A 19,472-nucleotide genomic window follows, 5' to 3' on the forward strand; every position below is an offset into this window, starting at 1 on the left:
TTCTCCCGGTTTGGAATGGCGTCAGCGCGACGAAGGCACCAGCCTGAAGTCGTACTCCGCCGTGTAATACGGCCTGTTCATCGAGCGCCCATCCGGTGCCTTGCCCGGCGGGTGCCTGGGAAACTCCACGATCAGGCTTTTGCGCACCCCGAACACCGCATCGGAATCGAGATAGGGGCTGTCCTTCACGAAGATGTGCGTCACCAGCCGCTCGTGCCCCGGCGCGTTGAGCATCATGTGCATGTGGCCCGGGCGATTGAGGTGCCGGCCCATCCGGTCCAGCATCGCGCCGACGGGTCCATCGCCCGGCACCGGATAGAACGTGGGCTTGATCGACCAGAAGCGGTAGTTGCCGTCGCCGTCGGTGCGGAACTGCGCGCGCAGGGACATCTCGTTGCCCTTCTGCATGTCGTAGAAGCCGTCCTCGTCGCCCGACCAGACATCGAGCTCGCAGTTCGCGATCGGCCGGCCATTGGTATCGGTGACCTTGCCGTGATAGAGCGTCGGCTCGCCGAAGCCCTCGCCGATGTCGTCGCCGAGATCGTGCTGCGGTGCGCCGGGCCAGAAGAAGGGACCCTGCACCGTGGCCTCGGTCGGCTTCTCGCCCGCCTTGCCGGCCAGCGCCTTGGCGCCGCGTGCCTGCTCGAGCGCGACGACCAGCATCGAGAGCCCGAGCGTGTCCGACAGCAGGATGAACTCCTGCCGCTTCTCGTCGCACTTCTGGCCGGTGGCCGTGAGGAACTGGATGCCGGCCATCCACTCGTCCGGCGTGAGGTCGACCTCGCGGGCGAAGGCATGCGCGTGCTTCACGAGCGAAGTCATGACCTGCTGGAACCGCGGGTCCTTGCACTCGGCCATGCGGTCGATCACGGCCTGCGCGAAATCGCTCACTTCGAGTTGCGGCATGGTTTGTCTCCTGTGATGCGGCCGCACTCTAGCCCCGCCCCGCCGGGCTGGAAAGTGATGAATTTCAACCGTTATGATCGATGCCATCGATGGCAATACGGGTGAACCCGGACATGGAACTGCGCCACCTCCGCTACTTCGACGCGATCGCCGAGACCCTGAACTTCACGCGCGCGGCCGAGAGGCTGCACGTCACGCAGTCGACGCTGTCGCACCAGATCAAGCAGCTGGAAGACGAGGTCGGCGCGCCGCTGTTCGACCGCGGCGGCAAGCGGGTGCGTCTCACCGAAGCCGGCGAGATCCTGCGCAGCCACATGACGCCCGCGCTGGAACAGATCGACCTCGGCCTGCAGGCGCTGCGCGCGCCCGCCGAGGCGATCACCGGCAGCATCCGCCTGGGCACCACGCCGAGCTTCAACACGCAGATGGTCCCGACCTGCGTGGCCACCTTGCTGAAGTCCTATCCCGGCGTTCAGGTGAACGTGGAGGAACTCGCCGCCGGCCAGATCCTCAAGCGCCTGCGCTCGGGCCATCTCGACATGGCGGTCTCCTACCCGCCCGGCGACGGCGGCGACCTCTGGTTCGAGCCGCTCTACAAGGAGGAACTGCGGCTGGTGGTCGCCGTGAACCATCCGCTCGCGCGCCGGCGCAAGGTGCGCATGGTCGAACTGCACAACATCCGCATGGTGCTGCTGCCCGGCCAGTTCGTGACGCGCAAGCTGGTGGACGATTGCTTCGCCGCGGCGGGCGCGAAACCGATCGTGGTCGCGCAGCTCAATTCGGTCGCGCCGATGATCGAACTGATCCGGCAGACCGACCTGGCCGGGATCATCGCGGAGAGCGCGGTCTCACAGAGCGCCGACCTGCGGGTGATCCCGCTGGAGGATCCGACGCCGATCCGCACGCCGGGGATGCTGTGGCCCAAGGGCGCGACGCGCTCGCCGGTGCTCAAGCACTTCGCGGAGATCATCCGCAGGGCGGCGGGGGAAGCGGCCTAGCAAGCCGGCAGGCTCGCGGCATGGCTTTTCGGGAAGCTCTCCTGGAGGCTCGGCATCGCCACGGCCACCGAGGGCCGGCGTTTCTGCAGGTTCAGGTGGTCGACCCGCCGGGCCAGCGAGCGGTGGATCTGCCGGGCGACGAGGACCCCGGGTTCCGAGGCCGAATCCGAACGGACGTCGCTGCTGATGGCGGTCGCGTGCGGCACCGACGAATAGAGCGCCACGAGGAGGTCGGCGGCCAGCACCCCCGTCGCGAGCGCCAGGTCCGTCGTGTACGCAGTCGCGCGCTCCGGCACATGGATGCTCACCCGGTGGACCCTCGCGCAGAAGTACACGTTGCCGGGCTGGCGCCGCACGGTCGTGGTGAGGTGGACATAGCCGAAGGGTTGTTCGCGCTCCATGCCGGCCAGCAGCAGCGAACTGCCCTCGCTCGGATAACGCTCCGGCCCGCGCTCCGGGGCGGCCGTCCACCGGGCGAGCGGTGCCGAACAGTGCGCCTCGCTTCCGCTGCCGGGCGGGTGGATGAGCCTCGTGAGATTCGGGATGTTCATGCCCGCGCAGTCCAGGGTCGCCAGCGTGGGGGCGGCATCGGCCAGCAGCGTGCGCAGCGGGTCGGCCCCCAGGCCGGGCGGCTGAAAGAGCTCCGCCTCGCGCATGTTGTGATCGACCCGCACGTCGAAACGCAACTGGCCCTGCGAGATGGAGAGCGCCTGGCAGAGGGCGAAGGAGCTTTCCTTCAGCAACAGGCGTGGCGATGGTCCCGGCCTGGCATCGCCCGCTCCGCGTCCGGATGCGGATTCGGGGCCGGGCGGAGCTTTCGACTTCAGCTCGGAGGTGTTCATGGCTGCGACTCGCGGTGGTTCCGGACGCCGTTCGTGGGCGCACCGCCGATCCGCAATCGCCACAGGGGTGGACTGGGGCGCTGGCGATGTCGGCCCAAGACATGGAGAGCACGCTTCGTGCCATGCCGTCGCGCACGCGGAAGCACGGGTGCCGCCCCTGGCGCGGACCGCCACGGGCCGGGCCCGGGCAGGCCTGTCGTGTGAAGTCCACCAGCACTGGGTGACTACACCCACCCAACTTTCCTGCAGGATGTCACGGCTCCACGTCCCGCTGCAGCCGGTGCTTGGCCATCCGGTAACGCAGCGTGTCGCGCGTGATCTGCAGTTCGCGTGCCGCCAGGCTCACGTTCCAGCCGCTGGCCTCGAGCGCATCGAGCAGGTGCTGCCGCTCCATGCTTTCGAGCGACGCCGGGCCGGCCGCCGCAACGGGCGCTTGCGGCGGCGCGTGCCGCTCCTCCGCGGCGGCCGGCAGCCCGAGGTCGTCCGCGCCCAGCTTCGGTCCCCTCTGCATCAGGACCGCGCGTTCGAGGCAGTTGCGCAGTTCCCGGACATTGCCGGGCCAGGCGTAGGTGAACAGGGCCTGGACGGCATCGGCCTCGAGCGACAGCGCCGGCCGGCCATAGCGGGTGGCGAGTCGCTGCAGGAATTCCCTGGCCAGCAGGATCACGTCGTCGCCCCGATCGCGCAGGGGCGGCACGCGCAGGTGGAGGACACTGAGGCGGTACAGCAGATCGGAACGGAAGCGGCCGGCGCGGGTATCGCGCGACAGGTCGCGGTTGGTCGCGGCGACGACGCGGACGTTGACGCGGCGGTCGTGCAGCGCCCCGATGGGGCGGACCTTCAGGTTCTCCAGCACGCGCAGCAGCTTGGCCTGCAGCGACAGTTCCAGCTCCCCGATCTCGTCGAGGAACAGCGTGCCGCCGTCGGCCGCTTCGACCAGGCCGGGCTTGCGGGTGCGGGCGTCCGTGAAGGCGCCTTTCTCGTGGCCGAACAGCTCGTCTTCCATCAGCGCGTTGGGCAGCGCCGCGCAGTTCACCTCGATGAACGGGCCCGCGCTGCGCGGGCTGGCCAGGTGGCAGGCCCGGGCCACCAGCTCCTTGCCCGTGCCGGTCTCCCCCTCGATCAACACCGCGGGAAGCGGCGATCCGTCGCTGGGTTCGGCCTGCGCCAGGGCCTCGACCAGGCGGCGCAGCTCGCGCATGCAGGGGGCGTCCCCGAGCAGCGCATGGATGCTCGCGTGCTGCTGCTCGCGATGCCGGTAGTAGCGCAGCATGGTGCGCCCGGCGCGTTCCTGCAAGGCGCGCTGCACGACGTTCGCGAGCGATCCCAGCGAAAGAGGCTTGGTGAGGAGGTCCATGGAGCCGGCCTTCATCGCCTCCACCGCGACGTCGATGCTTCCGTGCCCCGTGATCATCACGATGCGCAGTTCCTCGTCCAGCCGGCGCAGTTCGCGCACGACTTCGATGCCGTTGAGGCTGGGAAGCTGGAAATCGACGATGGCGACGTCCGGCGGGTTCTCCTGCGCCAGGCTGAGCCCGTGGTGGCCATCGTGCGCCAGGGTGACGACATGGCCCTGGCGCTCGAAGTAACGCGCCACGTTCTTCGCCAGTACCTGCTCGTCCTCGATGACCAACAGGTGCGCCATGTCACCCGTCCGCTTCGTTGCCCGCGAGCGGCAGCGTGATCGTCACGCGGCTGCCCGCACCGCCGCGTGCACGCAGGTCGATGGTTCCGCCCCACTGGGCCAGCGTGCGGCGTGCCAGCGCCAGCCCGATCCCGAGGCCGCCGTTCTTGGTGCTGAAGAAGGGGCGGAAGAGCGCCTTGCGCGCCTCCTGCCCGATGCCCTCCCCGGCGTCGTCCACGGTCATGCGCAGCTCGCGCCGGTCGGCGGTCCAGCCGATCTCCAGCTCGCCGCCATGCGGCATGGCCTCGATGGCGTTGGCCAGCACGCTCAGCAGGATCTGGCGCAGCATCGCCGGATGGGCCAGCACGGCGGGCGCCTGCTCGCCGCGGACCTGCCAGCCGACATGCTGGCGCAGCATCTGGGGCTGCAGTTCGCTCAGGCAGTCGTGCCACATGGGGGCGGTCGCGACGGGACCGAGGGGAAGCTGGGGGGAATTCGACACCCGGACCAGCTCGGTGATCCAGCGGTCCGCGCGGTCCACCGAGGCGATGATGTCCTCGCGGTGCTCCAGGTAGTCGGCCGGGGAGCTGCAGGCCGTATCCATCATTTCGGCCGCCGTCCGGATCGATGCGAGCGGGTTGCGCAAGTTATGCGCCACCGCGCCCGCCAGGGCGACCGCGCTGGAGAGCGCCTGCGATTCCGCCAGCTGCGACTGCTGCTCGCGCATGATGCGATCCACCCGGCCGACGATGCCGTTGAGCGCGAGGAACAACACGATCGCGGAGCCCGCGCACGCCAGCCAGAGTTGCAGCACCGCGTTGCGGATCGCGGCACTCAGCTTCACCGGCACCTTGTACAGCTCGATCACGCCGAGGACGTGCAGGGGGTCTTCCGGGTGGAGCACCGGCACGTAGCTTTCGACGTAATAGGTGGTCACCAGGCCTTCGTGCTCCTCCTTTTCGCGCCACCGGCCCAGGGATCCGCTGTCGACCACCAGCTCGCCACGCAGTGCGTCCCGCAACTCTTCGTTGTCGTGGTAGCGCCGGCCGATCAGGGCGGCGTCGGTGGACCAGAGCACCCGGCCATCCGAGCCGAAGGCGTTGGCCCGCATCGGCTCGGTCATGGTGGACAGGTGGCGCATGGAGGCCAGGAAGCGCTCGCGCAGTTCCGGGTCGGTGGGCGATTGCAGGAATCCGGCGGAACCGTCGGTGATCAGGAGATTGCGGATGAACTCCATGCTCACCTCGCCCTCCCGCCGCAACATGCGGTCGGTCAGCATGTCCGACAGCAGCCAGCCGAGCCCGAGCGCCATCCCGACGATCACCACGAGGCTTCTCGCCGCGAACCGGCGCCGCAGGCTGGGCATGTTGGACCCGTCCATGCTGAAACATTCTGCAGCACGCTCCCCACCGGCGCCATCCCGTTGGGCGCTCCCGCCCAGCCCGGCAATAACTTCGCCTAGGCGGCGCCCGCCAGCATCGCGGCCAACCTGAACAGCCCGGCCGCGATCAATGCCGCGCCGAGCACCAGCGCCAGCCGCTCCCCGTGCGGCGCCATCTTCTCGATGCCCACCACCACCGTCAGCGCCGCGACCCAGGCGAGGTTCATCGCGCCGCCGACGAACAGCAGCGCCATCAGCGCCCAGCAGCAACCGAGGCAGTGCAGCCCGTGGCGCCATCCCATCGCGAACGCGCCGCGCACGCCCGGCCGCCAGTCCCCCAGCAGGAAAGCGACGGGCGTGCGGCACTTCCCGAGGCAGGTGCGCTTGAGCGGCATGAACTGGTAGATGCCGCCGATGAGGAGCAGCAGCGCCGTCAGCAGCGGCGAGGTGCTGACGATCATCGGGTCCACCCAGTCGCCCCACTGCAGCATCCATTGCAAGGCGGTGGCCAGCACGCTGAAGGCGCTCCAGGCGAGCAGGTAGGCGGCGACGAAAGCCCGTGCGCGGCCCCGCTCGCCCTGGCGCGTGTTCAGGCGCACGAACGTGGACACGACCGGAAGCGCCGACGGCAGCATCATCGCGGCCATCATGACCGCCCACATCACGAACATCGCGGCCACGTTCAGCGCCGACCACTCCGCGTTGCCCGGCATGGTGAGCTGCACGAGGGGATGCCCCATGTCGAAGGCCATCCAGGCGAGCAGCGCCCAGCCGGCAACGATCGCTCCGGCGATCAATCCGAAGCCGGCAAACCGGCGAACGTCCGCATGCATGGAACGCGACCATCCGCGCCTTCGCCGGCGCTGTCAACCGCGCCTTGAAATCCGCAGGCCGGCAACTATGCTGGGCCATCGCACACTCTGCGAGGAGGGTTCCCATGGCTTGGCAGATCTCCGGTCAATACATGGAGACGTGCAACTGCACCTTCCTGTGCCCCTGCATCGTCACCAACCTCCAGGGCCAGCCCACCGAGGGCGACTGCAAGGCGGCCCTGGCCCTGCACGTGGAGAAGGGCAGCAAGGACGGCGTGCCGCTGGACGGCATCGACTTCATCGCCATCCTGCAGTCCGGGGGACCGATGGCTGCGGGCGGCATGACGGTCGGCCTGATCGTGGACGAGGCGGCGAGCGACGCGCAGGTGGAGGCGATCACCGCCATCGCGAGCGGCGCCGCGGGCGGCCCGATGGCGATGATGGCGCCCCTGGTGGGCCGGTTCGCCGGCGTCGAGCGGGCGAAGGTCTCCATCGTGCGTGACGGCGAGAAGTGGACGGCGCAGGCGGGCGACCTGGTCGACCAGACCTGCGAAGGCGTCCTCAACATGGATGGCCGGCCGCTGGTGATCGACAACGCCTCGCACCCCGTGAATTCGCGCCTCGCGCTGGCCCGTGCCGGGCGCAGCCTGTTCGACGCCTTCGGCATCCAGTGGCGCGACGACAGCGGCACGCGCAACGGCCACTACGCGCCGTTCTCGTGGTCCGGTTGATGCGGGGGAGGCGGCGCAGGCAGCGGCGCTCCCCCGGATGATCGACCTACTTGGTGGTGGCCGTGCCGGCGCCGGGACTCGCCGCGGCCGGGTTGTTCGCCTTGTTGGCATCGGTGCTGTTCTTGGTCTCCGAGGTGTTGCCCATGGACTGGGGCGGCGTGCGGGACATCGAGGAGCAGGCGGTGAGGGCGATCGCCACGAAGGTGACGGCAAGCAGCTTGGTCATGATGAGATGGAGCAACCGCCTCGGCCCCGGCGGTGTGGGAGCGGCGGCAGGCCGCCTCCACATTAAGGCGGCCGCGTGCGGGACGGCTCGTAAGAGGACATGGGCGGAGCCGGCAAGCCGCGGCCGACGCGAGGCGCTCCTCTCCGTCCTACCTTTCGCGCCCCGGTCCGGCTCCTGGACCGCCTGGCTCTGCGCCAGCACGCAGCGACCGCCGGGCTCAGCGACGCGAGTGGCCGCCGAATGAATGTCCGCCGCGGGAAGGCCCGTCGCGGACGCCGTCGCGCGAGTGCCCATGCCGTGAATGCCCGCGGTGGAAATGCCCGCGCGAGCAGCAGCCATCGAAGACCGTCAGCCCGAAGGTGGGCCAGTACGCTTCGTAGTACGGGTACGGGTACGGGTACGCGTACCCCGGAGGATAGGCATAGACGTACGCGGGGTCGTACGGCACCACCGGCACCGGATATGCGACGTTCGGGTCGATGTAGGGGTACGGCTCGTACACGGCGCAACCGGGCAACGCGCACAAGGCCAGCGATAGGAGAAGGGACTTCATGCAGCTCTCCTGGCGGGTGGACTGCCCCGCTGGTCCCTTCATACGCTCCGCCGGGTTTCGTCGCAAGAGGGAGCGTCGTGCTTTACCGAGCCCGTCGTCGCCGCGGGAGCGGCCCGGCGCCCCAAGGAAAAAGCCTCCCGCAAGGGAGGCTCCAGGTCGATCGCCGGATCAGCGGCTCGAAGAGCGATTGCCCGACGGCTTGCTGCTGGACGAACGGCTGCGGCCCGAGCTGGCGGAGGCGCTGCTGCTCGACGACTTGCTGGTGGAGGCGCGCTTGCTGCCCGAGCTCGCCGCAGGACGGCTGCTGGACGTCTTGCTCGTGCTGGAAGAACGCTTGCTGCCCGAGCTCGCCGACGCGCGTCCGCTGGAGGACTTGCTGCTGGAGGACTTGCCGCTGGAGGACTTGCTTGCGGACGGCTTGCTGCCGGAAGTCTTGCTCGCGGACGGCTTGCTGCCGGAAGACGTCCGGCTGCGGCTCGTGCTCGCCGAGGCGCGGCTGGACGTGGAACGGCCGCGCGGGCTCTTGCCGGTGCCGCCTTCGCTCTTGGCCTCGCCGGATTCGGCACGCTCCTTGTTCACCGTGCGCGCGGCGATCTCCTCGGCGCGTCCCTTCTGGCCACGCTTCTCGTAGCTGTCCTTGATGTGCTCGTATTGACGTTCGCGCTTGCTGCTGGAACCTGCTGGCATGTCATCTCCTTCGCGCACTATGCGCAGTTGCGTGGGCGAAGGATCAACCCGCGCCCGAGGAACTCCTTGTAGGCGCAGGCTGGCGAGCAACGCAGGATCGCGCCGATGCGCGCGCGGCATCGGCATGCGGTTGCGGCCGCGAAAGTTCGACGGCCTGGAAGGGAGGCGGCATGCGCACGGACACCACGTCGTCGGCGATGCGCGCGATCGCGCCGCGGCTCCCGCGCTGGCCGATCTTGCGGACGACCATCACGTCGAGAGGCGCGTGCAAGGCGCGTGCGACTTCCGCGCCGATCGGAACGCCGCCGCGCGGCAGCGCGAGCACCAGCGGATCGGGCGCGATGCCGCTGTAGGCATCCCGGTCGACGTGCGACCCGTGTTGTGCGACGCGTCCTACAAACTGCCGGGCGAAGAGGTAACGATTGCAATCCATCGTATGCATGCCAACTCCGTCACGCTGGAATTTCGCCGGATTGCGGTGAGAATGCGCGCCATGGATCCAGCTGACCAACTCCTGTCCGCGGTGCAACGCCTCGAAAGCGCGCTCCAGTTGGCGGAGAACCGTGCGGCCGGCGCGAGCGACGATCACCCCGCCGCCCGCGCGCTGCGCCGCGCGTTCGAAGCCGACGTCTCCCGCATGCGCAGCGAACTGCAGCGGCTGCGGCGCGAGTACGCCGCCAACGTGGCCGCCTACCTGCGCTGCTGAAGGCCCATCGCCCGCGTGATCTTCTCGCCCGAGGCGCGCAGCCTGGCGAGATCGCCCGTCAGGTCCCCGGCCAGCAGCCGGCCGCCCCGTTTCTTCCAGCGTCCCGCGACCATCACGCTGTCGATGTTCGCCAGCGAGGTCTGGAACACCACGCTGCTCACCGCGTCGTGCACCGGCTGCATGTTGAGGTCGCTCGCACGGATCACGACGAGGTCGGCCTGCTTGCCGGCCGCCAGGGTGCCGATGCGATCGAGCTGCTGCAGCATGCGAGCGCCTTCCACCGTCACCCACGACAGCGCTTCGCGCGTGCGGATGGTGGAAGTCGAGGGGATCGTGCCGTGCTGCTCGCGGTGCGCGACGTTGTCGAGGCTGCGCTGGATGCCCAGCGCCACCCGCGCCTGCGTGAGCATGTCGCCCGACAGCACGCTTTCCAGGTCGACACCCAGCGAAGGCGCGCGGCCGAACTGGCGCAAACGTCCGGTGAGCGGATGGCCGTGCCCCTGCGACATCTCGCTCTCCGCTGCCGCCGAGAAGCTCATGCCGAGATCGCAGAAGCGTTTCAGCTGCGCGTCCGACAGCGCGTGGCCGTGCACGATGTTGACGTGGGACCCGAGCAGGCCTTCGGCTTCCAGCCGCTCCCAGCCGTCCGGCGTGCGCGCGGCGCCGCCGCCCTGGTGCAGCGAGGCGATCAGGCCCAGCTCGCGCGCCATGCGGAAATCGTGCAGGGCGACGTCCAGCGTCGAGTAGTGCGGGCCCAGAACGGCCGCGTGGATCGCCAATAGCGCATGGCCCTGGTGTGCCTTCAACAGCCGCTCCACTTCCCGGCGCGGATGCGGCACTTCCCAGAACGGCACCTGCCCCGGCTTGGGATCCGGCTTGGGCGTGCCGTGGAAGAAGGCCGCGCGGATGCCGGTGGTGAGCAGGCCTTCGATCGCGGCGTCGTTGTGCTGCGGCGTCGGGTTGTTGTGGCACCAGTCGGCCAGCGTCGTCGTGCCGCAGTTCAGCTGGTTCAGCGCACCGACGCGCGTCGCGATGAACAGGTCTTCCGGCTGGAAGGCGGTGGCCAGGCCCGCGTGCATCTTCTGGAAATACTCCAGCAGCGTCCAGTTCGCGGCCACGCCGCGCAGCGCCGTCTGCCAGGTGTGCATGTGCGCGTTGACCAGCCCCGGGATGACGATGCAGCCGGCGGCATCGACCACTTCGGCATCGTCCACCTGCAGCGAAGGCGCGATGTCGGCGATGCAGTCGCCACGCACCAGGATGTCGGCGTGCGGCAGGTCGCCCTGCCGGTCCATCGTGATGACGGTCGCGCCGCGGATCAGCGTATCGGCCATGTCAGCGTTCCCCGGTCTGGTAATCCACCTGGTAGCGGTGCGTGCGCATGTCGCCCAGCTCCTGCTTGACGCGCAGGTGCTCGGGGTGCGCCGCATAGGCGTCCAGCGCCGCCTGCGATTCGAACTCGCTGTACAGCACGACGTCGCAGGCGTAGTCCACGCGGCTGTGGTCGACACCGATCTCGATGTGCAGCAGGCCCGGCACGCGGCCGCGCAGGCCGTGGAAAGCGCGCTGCAGCCGCTCGATGTTGGCGGCCTTGTGCGCGGGCGTGTCGCCGCGCACGTTCCACATCACGATGTGCCGGATCAACGCTGGCCTTCCGCGGGATTGAGCACGAAGTCGTATTCGACGAGGTAGTTGCCGTCCGGCTGCTGCGTCCAGTCGGCGACCAGCGACTGCCGCACGCCGAACACCGCGTCGGAATCGAGGTAGGGATCGCCGTCGCGGAATACATGCGTGATCAGCGTCTCGTAACCCGGCGCCTTGATCATGAAGTGCAGGTGCGCCGGCCGCCAGGGATGGCGCTTCGTCGCCCGCAGCATGTCGCCCACCGGCCCGTCGTCCGGGATCGGGTAGGCCTCGGCGAGGATGGAGCGGAAGTGGTACTGGCCCTTGCCGTCGGCATGCAGCACCCCGCGCGCCTGGTGTTCGGCGTCCGCGCGCTGCACGTCGTACTTGCCCTCGGCATCGGCCTGCCAGACGTGGATCTCGGCGCCGGGCACCGGTTCGCCGTTCAGGCCGCGCACGGTGCCGCGCACCTGGCAGGGCATGCCGGCGGCGCCGTTGGCGACGTCCTCGCCCAGGTCGAAGCCGGGGGCGCCTTCCACGTAGAACGGCCCGAACACGGTGGCCTCGGTGCAGCCGGCCGGCTTGTCGTTGTTCATCGCCACCGTGAGCATCGACAGGCCCAGCGTGTCCGACAGCAGGATGAATTCCTGCCGCTGTTCGTCGGTGATGTGGCCGACGCGGGTGAGGAACTGGATGCCCTGGAACCACTCCTCCTCGGTCAGCTTCACCTCGCGCGCGAACGCGTGCAGGTGCTGCACCAGGCTGGTCATGATCTCCTTCAGGCGCGCATCCGGCGTGTCGGCGAAACGGGCGAGGACCGCCTGGGTGATGTTGTCCTGGGTGAGGTTGCGCATCCGGGCACTGTAGGGGCGCCCTCGCGGCGCCTCAAGCACCCGCGGACAAATGAGTTTTCCGCGGCACGGAAGAAAGGCCGGGCTCAGGCGGCCTTGCGCTTGTCCTGCTTGCCGGCGGCGTCCTGTTCCAGCACCCGGCGCGACACCTGCCAGCCGGCGCGATGGTGCTGGCGCAGGATCTCGCGCAGCACGGGGCCGGCGCGCTCGCGCAGCGCGTCCAGGATGCTCTCGTGCTCGCGCACGGCGCGGCCCCAGCGCTCGTTCTGCTCGTTGCCCGCATAGCGGTAGCGCCGGATGCGCGCGCATTCGCTGGCGTAGATGCGCGACAGCACCGGGTTGCGCGCGGCGTCCACGATGCACTGGTGGATCGCCTGGTTCAGGTGGAAATACGCCATCAGCTCACCGGCGCGCCGCGCCTGCGCCATCCGCTCGTGCAGTTCGGCGATGGCCGCGACTTCGGCGTCGGTGATGCGCGCGCAGGCCGGTTCGGCGGCGAGCGTCTCCAGGCCGATCAGCACCTCTATCGCGGCTTCGACTTCCTCGATCGACAGGGCCGTCACGACGGCCCCGCGGTTCGGCTCGATCTTCACCAGGCCTTCGGCTTCCAGGATCTTGAAGGCCTCGCGCAGCGGCGTGCGCGACATGCCCTCGACGTGGTCGGCCACCAGCCGCTCCGTGATGCGCTGGCCCGGCGCCAGCTGGCCCGAAACGATCAGCTCGCGCAGCCGGCGCGCCGCCACGACGGTGCGCTGCCCGCGGTCTTCCAGCGAAATGCTCATGCCGCTATTCTGGCCGAAGTGCATGCAATCTCTGCGTCTTTCCGCGGCGGTTCGGGTAATTACGTACCGATTCTCTCAAGATTGCATGCAACACTGCGGCGCAAATCGGGAGTGCCGCCCATCCGCGGGCCCGCATCCCCGTCCCATTGCATGCACCCGCCCCGCTTTCCCCGATGAATCACGAGACCCATTACGCCAGCGTCCAGCGCCCCGTCGAAACCTGCGTGGTGGGCAGCGGCGGCTTCGGCCGCAGCTTCCTTGCCCAGGCGCTGCGCATCCCGCTGGTGAACTGCCGCGTGGCCATCGACCGGGAAGCCGGCATCGCCGCGGCGGCGCTGCGCTCGATCGGCCTGAAGGACACGCAGTTCGCGGTGTGCGACACGCCGGCGCACGCCGCGCAGGCCTGGGAGCGCGGCCTGCACATCGCCGCCAGCGACGTGTCGGTCGTGCTCGGCTTGCCGCTGGACCTGCTGATCGAAGCCACCGGCCACCCGGAGGCCGGCGCCCGCCACGCGCGACTCGCGATCGAAGCGGGCCTGCATGTCGCCATGGCGTCCAAGGAAGTCGACAGCGTGATCGGCTGCGAGCTGGCGCGCCGCGCGCAGGCGAAGGGCCGCGTGGTGACGCCCGTCGACGGCGACCAGCCTTCCCTGCTGATCGGCCTGGTCACCTGGGCGCGCACGCTGGGCCTGGAGATCGTGGCGGCCGGCAAGTCCAGCGAATACGACTTCGTGTTCGATGCCGCGAGCGGCCAGATCGACAGCAACGGCAACCGCATCCCGGCGCCCGGCTTCGACGCCTTCTGGACCCTGGGCGACGGCGACGTGGCCGCGCTCGCCCGCGCCCGTGCGGAGGCCTGCGCTGGTCTGCCGCAGCGCGCCGTGCCCGACCTGTGCGAGCTGCTGGTGGTGGCCAACGCCACCGGCCTGGTGCCGGACCGCAAGGACCTGCATGCGCCGATCGCCCGCATCTCCGAGGTGCCGACGATGTTCGCGCCGCGCGCCGCGGGCGGCCTGCTCGCGCGCAGCGGCACGCTCGACGTGTTCCACTGCCTGCGCGCGCCGCAGGAGATCAGCCTCGCCGGCGGCGTGTTCGTGGTGGTGCGCTGCGAGGACGAGGAGAGCTGGCAACTTCTCGCGGGCAAGGGCCACATCATGAGCCGCGACCGCCGCCACGCCATGCTGCCGATCCCGCGCCACCTGCTGGGACTGGAGGCCGCCACCAGCGTGCTCGATGCGGTGGTGCACGGCCGCTCCAGCGGCGCGCAGCAGCCGCATCCGGTGGTGGACCTGGTGGCGCGTGCCACCCGCACGCTGAGCGCCGGCACCCGCCTCGAGATGGGCGGCCACCACCACACCATCGCCGGCACCGCCGCCGAACTGCTGCCCGCCGCGGCGCTGGGCCCCGGCGTGCCCGTCCCCTTCTACCTCGCGGCCAACCGCAAGCTGGTGCGCGACGTCGCCGCCGGCAACGCGATCTGCTTCGACGACATCGAGATCGAGTCCGGCTCCGAGCTGCTCGCGCTGCGCCGCGCGCAGGACGCCGCCTTCTTCCCGCCGGCGCGCTGAGCCGGACCCTACAAACCAGGAGACACCATGAACACGATCCCCCTCACCCGCATCGCCGCCGCCCTCGGCCTCGCCGCCTGCGCGCTGCCGGCGCTGGCCGCCGACTGGAAGCCCTCGCGCCCGGTGGAATTCATCGTCACCGCCGGCCCCGGCGGCGGCACCGACCAGTTCGCCCGCGTGGTGCAGTCGGTGGTGCAGAAGTACAAGCTGGTGTCCGTGCCCGTGGTGGTGAGCAACAAGGGCGGCGGCGCCGGCACCGAAGGCCTGATCTACGCCAAGTCCGCCAAGGGCGATCCGCACAAGCTGGTGTTCTCCACCAACCTCGCCTACCTGATGCCCATGATCACCAAGGTGGGCTACAGCATCGACGACCTGACGCCGGTGGCGATCATGGCGGCCGACGAGTTCATCCTGTGGTCCAACGCCGACGGCCCGTACAAGAGCGCGCGCGACCTGGTCGCCGCGGCCAAGGCCAGGAACGGCGGCTTCAAGATGGGCGGCGCGCAGTCCAAGGACACCGACCACATCCTGACCCGCCAGATCGAAAAGGCGGCCGGCATCAGCGTGACCTACGTGCCCTTCAAGTCGGGCGGCGAGGTGGCGGTGCAGCTGGCCGGCGGCCACGTCGAGGCCAACACCAACAACCCCTCGGAGAACGTGTCGCACTGGCGCGCCGGCAAGGTGCGGCCGCTGTGCGTGTTCGCCAGGCAGCGCATCCCGCTGAAGGACAAGGTGGCCGGCGACATGAGCTGGAACGACATCCCCACCTGCAAGGAACAGGGCATCGCGGTCGACGAGTTCCGCATGCCCCGCACCGTGTGGGCCGCCGGCGAGATCACGCCGGAGCAAAGCGCGTTCTTCGGCAAGCTGATGGCGCAGGTGCGCGAGAAGCCGGAATTCAAGGAGTGGCTGGCCAAGGGCGTGCAGTCCGGCATGTTCCTCACCGGCACCGAGCTGGCGCGCTACATCGCCAACGACAAGGCGAACCACAAGGTGCAATTCAGCCAGGACGGCTGGCTGCTGAAAGACTGAGGCGATGGTCCTCTCGCGCCGCACGCTGGAGATCGCCACCGCCAGCACGCTCGCCGCATTCGCCGGTACGGTGATCGCGGGCAGCCTGCAGCTGGATACCGGCTGGGCCGCGACCGGGCCGCAGTCGGGCTACGCGCCGCTGCGCCTGGGCGTGCTGCTGCTGGCGGTGAGCGTGCTGCTGCTCCTGCAGGCGGCGCGGCCGGCGGCGCACGAGGTGTTCGCCACGCGCGAGCAGCTGGCGCGCAGCCTGTCGCTGCTGCTGCCCACGCTGCTGCTCGTGGCGGCCATGACCTTCCTCGGGATCTACCTGCCCGGCGCGATCTACCTGGCCTTCATGGCGCGACGCCACGGCGGCTGGTCGTGGCCCAGGGCCGCGATCCTCGGCGCTGCGACGACGATCCTCTTCTTCCTGATCTTCGAACTGTGGTTCGGCGTGCCGCTCGCCAAGGGCCCCATCGAGCACGGGCTGGGCTTCTGACATGGCGGACCAACTGCAACTCCTGGCCGGCGGCTTCCAGACCGCCTTCAGCTTCTACCACTTGAGCCTGATGGTCGCCGGCGTGCTGCTCGGCATCCTGGTGGGCGTGCTGCCCGGACTCGGCGCGCCCAACGGCGTGACGCTGCTGCTGCCGCTGACGTTCACCATGACGCCGGTGGCGGCGATCATCCTGCTGTCGTCGATGTACTGGGGCGCGCTGTTCGGCGGCTCCACCACCTCGATCCTGTTCAACATCCCGGGCGAACCCTCGTCGGTGGCGACCACTTTCGACGGCCACCCGATGGCGCGCAAGGGCGACGCGGCACGCGCGCTGGCCACCGCCTTCCTCGCCGCGGGCTTCGGTGCGCTGGCCGGCGTGATGGTGGTGACGCTGGTGGCCAATGCCATCGCCGACTTCGCCCTGAAGTTCAGTCCCGCCGAATACTTCGCCGTGTACCTGCTCACGTTCTGCAGCTACGCCGGCATGAGCGGCGGCAAGCCGCTGAAGACGATCGCCGCGCTGCTGCTGGGCCTGATCCTCGCCGGCGTCGGCACCGACACCGTGTCGGGCGAGATGCGCCTGACCTTCGGCTCCGACCTGCTGGTGGGCGGCGTGTCCTTCCTCGCGGCGGTCGTGGGCCTGTTCGGCATCGGCGAACTGCTGGTGACCGTGGAGGAAGGCCTGGCCTTCAAGGGCCTGCATGCGCGCATGAGCTGGCGCGTGATCTGGCAGACGATGAAGGAGATGCCGGGGCATGCGTGGGCGCTGCTGCGCTCCACGATCATCGGTTGCTGGATGGGCATCACCCCCGGCGGCCCGACCGCCGCCTCGTTCATGTCCTACGGCATCGCCAAGCGCTTCTCGAAGAAGCGCGCCCACTTCGGCCAGGGCGAGCCCGAAGGCGTGGTGGCGCCGGAAGCCGCCGACCATTCCGCCGGCGTCTCCGCGCTATTGCCGATGCTGGCGCTCGGCGTGCCGGGTTCCGCCACCGCGGCGGTGATGATGGGCGGCCTGATGATCTGGGGCCTGCAGCCCGGGCCCATGCTGTTCATCGAGCAGAAGGACTTCGTCTGGGGCCTGATCGCTTCCATGTACATGGCCAACGTGGTGGCCATCGTCCTGGTGCTCGCGACCATCCCGCTGTTCGCCTCCATCCTGCGCGCGCCCTTCGCCATCATCGGCCCGCTGATCGTGCTGGTGTGCCTGATCGGCGCCTTCACCATCGGCGGCAAGATGTTCGACGTGTACCTGGCGCTCGGTTTCGGCGTGGTGGGCTACGCGTTCAAGAAGCTCGATTACCCGATCGCGCCTCTGATCCTGGCCATGGTGCTGGGCGACAAGACCGAAGACGCCTTCCGCCAGTCCATGCTGTTGTCCGACGGCTCGCTGCGCATCTTCTTCGCCAACGGCCTGGTGGGCACGCTGATGACGGCGGCGCTGCTGCTGCTGGCGTGGAGCTTCGTCAGCCCGCTGTTCCGGCGGCGCGCGCCGGCCGCGACGCCCGCCTGAGCGGTCCCGCGCACCGCGGCCATAATCCGGGCCGTGGATCGCTGGACCGAAATGGCTTTGTTCGTGCAGGTGGCCGAAACCGGCAGCCTGAGCCGCGCCGCGGAAGAACTGGGACTGTCGAACGCGGCGGCCAGCCGCCATCTCTCCGCGCTGGAGGAACGCCTCGGCGCGCGGCTGGTCGAGCGCAACACGCGGCGCCTGTACCTCACCGAGCCGGGACAGGAGTTCCTGCGCCGCAGCAAGGCGATCCTCGCGGAGTTGCAGGACGCCGAGTCGGCGGTGAATGCCTCGACGCTCAATCCGACCGGCACGCTGCGGATCACCGCCTCGCTCTCGTTCTCGATCCAGCACATCGCGCCGCTGCTGCCGGAGTACACGCGCCGCTATCCCAACGTGACGGTGCACGTCGAGACGGCCAACCGCTACGCGGACCTGATCGACAGCAACACCGACGTGGCGATCCGCACGCGCGAGTTCGAGCCCGATTCCAACATCACGATCCGGCGGCTGGCGGAGACGCGGCGCGTCCTGGCGGCCTCGCCCGCCTACCTCGGCCGCGCCGGCACGCCCCGTGACCTGAACGAGCTGGCGAAGCACGAGCTGCTCGTCTACACCTACGCCAACAACCCGCACGAACTGCGCTTCACCCGCGACGGCGAGAGCACCAGCGTGGCGATCAAGGGCGTGCTGGAATCGAACGACGGCCAGGTGCTGCGTGCCGCGGCTCTCTCGGGCATGGGCATCCTGGTGCAGCCCACCTACATCCTCTACGACGACATCGTGGCCGGCCGGCTGGTGCCGGTGCTGGATGCCTGGGACCTTCCGCGCCTCACCATCAACCTCGCCTACCCCAGCCGCAAGCACCTGACGGCCAAGGTGCGGACCTTCATCGACTTCATGGCCGAACACTTCGACCGCATGGAGTACGAGCGCAAGTGGACGCAGCGCTTCGGGTTCTGAGCGTCGACTTGCCGGTCGCCGGCGGCGGGCCGTGCAGGCGGCGAAAGCGCTGGCGCTGGCCCTGCAAGTGGTGCACCATGCCGGTCCCGGCAAGAGGAACCTCATGAGCAAACTCGTCGTCCGCGCATTCGCGATCTCCCTCGACGGTTACGGCGCCGGCCCGCGCCAGAGCCTGAAGACCCCGCTGGGCGAAGGCGGCGAGGAGTTGCACCGGTGGTTCTTCCCGACCCGCACCTTCCGCCGCATGCATGCCGGCGGCGCGGACGGCAGCACCGGCGTCGACGACGACTACGCTCGCCGCAGCTTCGACAACATCGGCGCCTGGATCCTGGGCCGCAACATGTTCGGTCCGGTGCGCGGCCCGTGGCCCGATGAGCAATGGAAGGGCTGGTGGGGCGAGGAGCCCCCGTACCACGTGCCCGCGTTCGTGTTGACGCACCACCCGCGACCGCCGCTGGAGATGAAGGGGGGCACCACTTTCCACTTCGTCACGGGCGGCATCCAGGATGCCTTGCGCCGCGCGCGCGAGGCGGCCGGAGACAAGGACGTGCGCGTCGGCGGCGGTGTGTCCACCGTGCGGCAATACCTGCAGGCCGGCCTGATCGACGAGATGCACCTGGTGGTCTCGCCGACCCTGCTCGGCGGCGGCGAAGCGCTGCTCGCCGGCATCAACCTGCCGCAGCTGGGCTTCCGCTGCGCCGAGCACGTGGGAACGGAAAGCGCGCAGCACGTCGTGCTGTCGAAATAGCGCGGCGTGTCATCGCGACAAGGTTGAGCCACAGTTGTAGCCTTTCAGGTCGGCGGTGTAGTCGGCTGCAACAAACGTCGCCCGACCGTGGCGAACGGAGCTCCGTACAGACGACTTCTTACAGGCGAGCTGGGGCGCCGCGGTACACATGCGGTCCCGCAACATCCACCTTCGTGGAAAGGAACCCCAGCTTGAACAAACTCGCTATCGCCCTCACCACTGCTTTCCTCGCAAGCCAGGCCATGGCGCAATCGTCGCTGTCGATCGGCGGCAACGTCGATGCCGGAGCCGCCGTCGGCGGCGCCGTGCGCGGCACCACGCAGGCCATCGGCGCAGCCGGGACGGCGGTCCAGGGCACGGCCGGCAGCGCCACCACGGGCGTGCAGGCCACCGTTCCGGCGCCGCGCGTCGAAGCCGGTGTCGACGCCAATGCCGGCGCCGACGCGAAGGCAGG

The 19,472-nt window shown here is 69.5% G+C and carries 21 protein-coding genes and 2 pseudogenes; 11 read left to right on the forward strand and 12 right to left on the reverse strand.

Going from position 1 to position 19,472, the window contains the following annotated elements; all coding sequences use genetic code 11:
• Nucleotides 1–21: 21 nt before the first annotated feature.
• A complete protein-coding gene (locus tag VF522_RS12650; RefSeq protein ID WP_330908628.1) occupies nucleotides 22–906 on the reverse strand; it encodes a dioxygenase in 885 nt (294 codons plus the stop codon).
• Nucleotides 907–1,019: 113 nt separating this feature from the next.
• Between VF522_RS12650 and VF522_RS12655 the strand changes: the two genes are divergently transcribed.
• Nucleotides 1,020–1,904 carry a LysR substrate-binding domain-containing protein gene (locus VF522_RS12655; RefSeq protein WP_330908629.1) on the forward strand — a complete coding sequence of 295 codons (885 nt, stop codon included), beginning with the start codon at nucleotides 1,020–1,022 and terminating at the stop codon, nucleotides 1,902–1,904.
• Here the strand turns inward: VF522_RS12655 and VF522_RS12660 are convergent.
• From VF522_RS12660 to VF522_RS12675, 4 genes are all read right to left on the reverse strand, one after another.
• Nucleotides 1,901–2,746: a hypothetical protein gene (locus VF522_RS12660; RefSeq protein ID WP_330908630.1), complete on the reverse strand. Its 846-nt coding sequence runs from the start codon at nucleotides 2,744–2,746 to the stop codon at nucleotides 1,901–1,903. The two genes, VF522_RS12655 and VF522_RS12660, sit on opposite strands and share 4 nt — an antisense overlap.
• Nucleotides 2,747–2,999: 253 nt before the next feature.
• Nucleotides 3,000–4,391 carry a sigma-54 dependent transcriptional regulator gene (locus VF522_RS12665; RefSeq protein ID WP_330908631.1) on the reverse strand — a complete coding sequence of 464 codons (1,392 nt, stop codon included), beginning with the start codon at nucleotides 4,389–4,391 and terminating at the stop codon, nucleotides 3,000–3,002.
• A gap of 1 nt (nucleotide 4,392) precedes the next feature.
• The gene (locus VF522_RS12670; protein ID WP_330908632.1) at nucleotides 4,393–5,751 is read right to left on the reverse strand and encodes a HAMP domain-containing sensor histidine kinase; all 1,359 of its coding nucleotides are present in this window, start codon (nucleotides 5,749–5,751) and stop codon (nucleotides 4,393–4,395) included.
• Nucleotides 5,752–5,828: 77 nt separating this feature from the next.
• Nucleotides 5,829–6,584, reverse strand: a complete 756-nt coding sequence (locus tag VF522_RS12675; protein ID WP_330908633.1) for a DUF2182 domain-containing protein — start codon at nucleotides 6,582–6,584, stop codon at nucleotides 5,829–5,831.
• Nucleotides 6,585–6,688: 104 nt separating this feature from the next.
• Between VF522_RS12675 and VF522_RS12680 the strand changes: the two genes are divergently transcribed.
• A complete protein-coding gene (locus VF522_RS12680; RefSeq protein WP_330908634.1) occupies nucleotides 6,689–7,294 on the forward strand; it encodes a DUF1326 domain-containing protein in 606 nt (201 codons plus the stop codon).
• 46 nt (nucleotides 7,295–7,340) lie between these two features.
• Here VF522_RS12680 and VF522_RS12685 read toward each other — a convergent pair whose 3' ends face one another.
• Together VF522_RS12685 and VF522_RS12690 are read right to left on the reverse strand one after the other, a co-directional pair.
• On the reverse strand, nucleotides 7,341–7,520 hold the full coding sequence (locus VF522_RS12685; protein ID WP_330908635.1) for a hypothetical protein: 180 nt from the start codon (nucleotides 7,518–7,520) through the stop codon (nucleotides 7,341–7,343).
• 217 nt (nucleotides 7,521–7,737) lie between these two features.
• A complete protein-coding gene (locus VF522_RS12690; RefSeq protein WP_330908636.1) occupies nucleotides 7,738–8,073 on the reverse strand; it encodes a hypothetical protein in 336 nt (111 codons plus the stop codon).
• A 187-nt stretch (nucleotides 8,074–8,260) separates the two neighbouring features.
• Here VF522_RS12690 and VF522_RS24540 point away from each other — a divergent pair, with 187 nt between their 5' ends.
• Nucleotides 8,261–8,704 carry a hypothetical protein gene (locus tag VF522_RS24540; RefSeq protein ID WP_414709517.1) on the forward strand — a complete coding sequence of 148 codons (444 nt, stop codon included), beginning with the start codon at nucleotides 8,261–8,263 and terminating at the stop codon, nucleotides 8,702–8,704.
• Between the two features lie 258 nt (nucleotides 8,705–8,962).
• On the opposite strand, the pseudogene VF522_RS12700 reads toward VF522_RS24540, so the two are convergent.
• Nucleotides 8,963–9,193: pseudogene (locus VF522_RS12700) on the reverse strand (hypothetical protein); the annotation flags it as partial.
• A 60-nt stretch (nucleotides 9,194–9,253) separates the two neighbouring features.
• On the opposite strand from VF522_RS12700, the gene VF522_RS12705 reads away from it, so the two are divergent.
• Entirely contained in the window at nucleotides 9,254–9,466 is a 213-nt protein-coding gene (locus tag VF522_RS12705; protein ID WP_330908637.1) for a hypothetical protein, read from the forward strand.
• Here the strand turns inward: VF522_RS12705 and VF522_RS12710 are convergent.
• The 4 genes from VF522_RS12710 to VF522_RS12725 form a co-directional block, all read right to left on the reverse strand.
• The gene (locus tag VF522_RS12710; protein ID WP_330908638.1) at nucleotides 9,451–10,800 is read right to left on the reverse strand and encodes an amidohydrolase family protein; all 1,350 of its coding nucleotides are present in this window, start codon (nucleotides 10,798–10,800) and stop codon (nucleotides 9,451–9,453) included. The genes VF522_RS12705 and VF522_RS12710 overlap by 16 nt on opposite strands.
• Nucleotide 10,801: 1 nt before the next feature.
• Nucleotides 10,802–11,110, reverse strand: a complete 309-nt coding sequence (locus VF522_RS12715; RefSeq protein ID WP_330908639.1) for a Dabb family protein — start codon at nucleotides 11,108–11,110, stop codon at nucleotides 10,802–10,804.
• Nucleotides 11,107–11,943: an intradiol ring-cleavage dioxygenase gene (locus tag VF522_RS12720; protein ID WP_330908640.1), complete on the reverse strand. Its 837-nt coding sequence runs from the start codon at nucleotides 11,941–11,943 to the stop codon at nucleotides 11,107–11,109. Before VF522_RS12720 ends, VF522_RS12715 begins: the two co-directional genes overlap by 4 nt.
• An 83-nt stretch (nucleotides 11,944–12,026) precedes the next feature.
• Nucleotides 12,027–12,722 carry a GntR family transcriptional regulator gene (locus VF522_RS12725; RefSeq protein WP_330908641.1) on the reverse strand — a complete coding sequence of 232 codons (696 nt, stop codon included), beginning with the start codon at nucleotides 12,720–12,722 and terminating at the stop codon, nucleotides 12,027–12,029.
• Nucleotides 12,723–12,895: 173 nt separating this feature from the next.
• Here VF522_RS12725 and VF522_RS12730 point away from each other — a divergent pair, with 173 nt between their 5' ends.
• The 7 genes and pseudogenes from VF522_RS12730 to VF522_RS12760 form a co-directional block, all read left to right on the forward strand.
• Entirely contained in the window at nucleotides 12,896–14,290 is a 1,395-nt protein-coding gene (locus VF522_RS12730) for a homoserine dehydrogenase (protein WP_330908642.1), read from the forward strand.
• 27 nt (nucleotides 14,291–14,317) lie between these two features.
• Nucleotides 14,318–15,322: a tripartite tricarboxylate transporter substrate binding protein gene (locus tag VF522_RS12735; protein ID WP_330908643.1), complete on the forward strand. Its 1,005-nt coding sequence runs from the start codon at nucleotides 14,318–14,320 to the stop codon at nucleotides 15,320–15,322.
• Nucleotides 15,323–15,326: 4 nt separating this feature from the next.
• Nucleotides 15,327–15,800 (forward strand): tripartite tricarboxylate transporter TctB family protein, encoded by a 474-nt coding sequence (locus VF522_RS12740; RefSeq protein WP_330908644.1) that lies wholly within the window; start codon nucleotides 15,327–15,329, stop codon nucleotides 15,798–15,800.
• 1 nt (nucleotide 15,801) lies between these two features.
• The gene (locus VF522_RS12745) at nucleotides 15,802–17,310 is read left to right on the forward strand and encodes a tripartite tricarboxylate transporter permease (RefSeq protein ID WP_330908645.1); all 1,509 of its coding nucleotides are present in this window, start codon (nucleotides 15,802–15,804) and stop codon (nucleotides 17,308–17,310) included.
• Nucleotides 17,311–17,343: 33 nt separating this feature from the next.
• A complete protein-coding gene (locus VF522_RS12750; protein ID WP_330908646.1) occupies nucleotides 17,344–18,270 on the forward strand; it encodes a LysR family transcriptional regulator in 927 nt (308 codons plus the stop codon).
• A gap of 103 nt (nucleotides 18,271–18,373) precedes the next feature.
• Entirely contained in the window at nucleotides 18,374–19,018 is a 645-nt protein-coding gene (locus tag VF522_RS12755) for a dihydrofolate reductase family protein (protein ID WP_330908647.1), read from the forward strand.
• Nucleotides 19,019–19,209: 191 nt separating this feature from the next.
• Nucleotides 19,210–19,472, forward strand: a pseudogene (locus tag VF522_RS12760) (hypothetical protein); the annotation flags it as partial.

Source organism: Ramlibacter sp. (genome assembly GCF_036383835.1).
Classification (GTDB): domain Bacteria; phylum Pseudomonadota; class Gammaproteobacteria; order Burkholderiales; family Burkholderiaceae_C; genus Ramlibacter.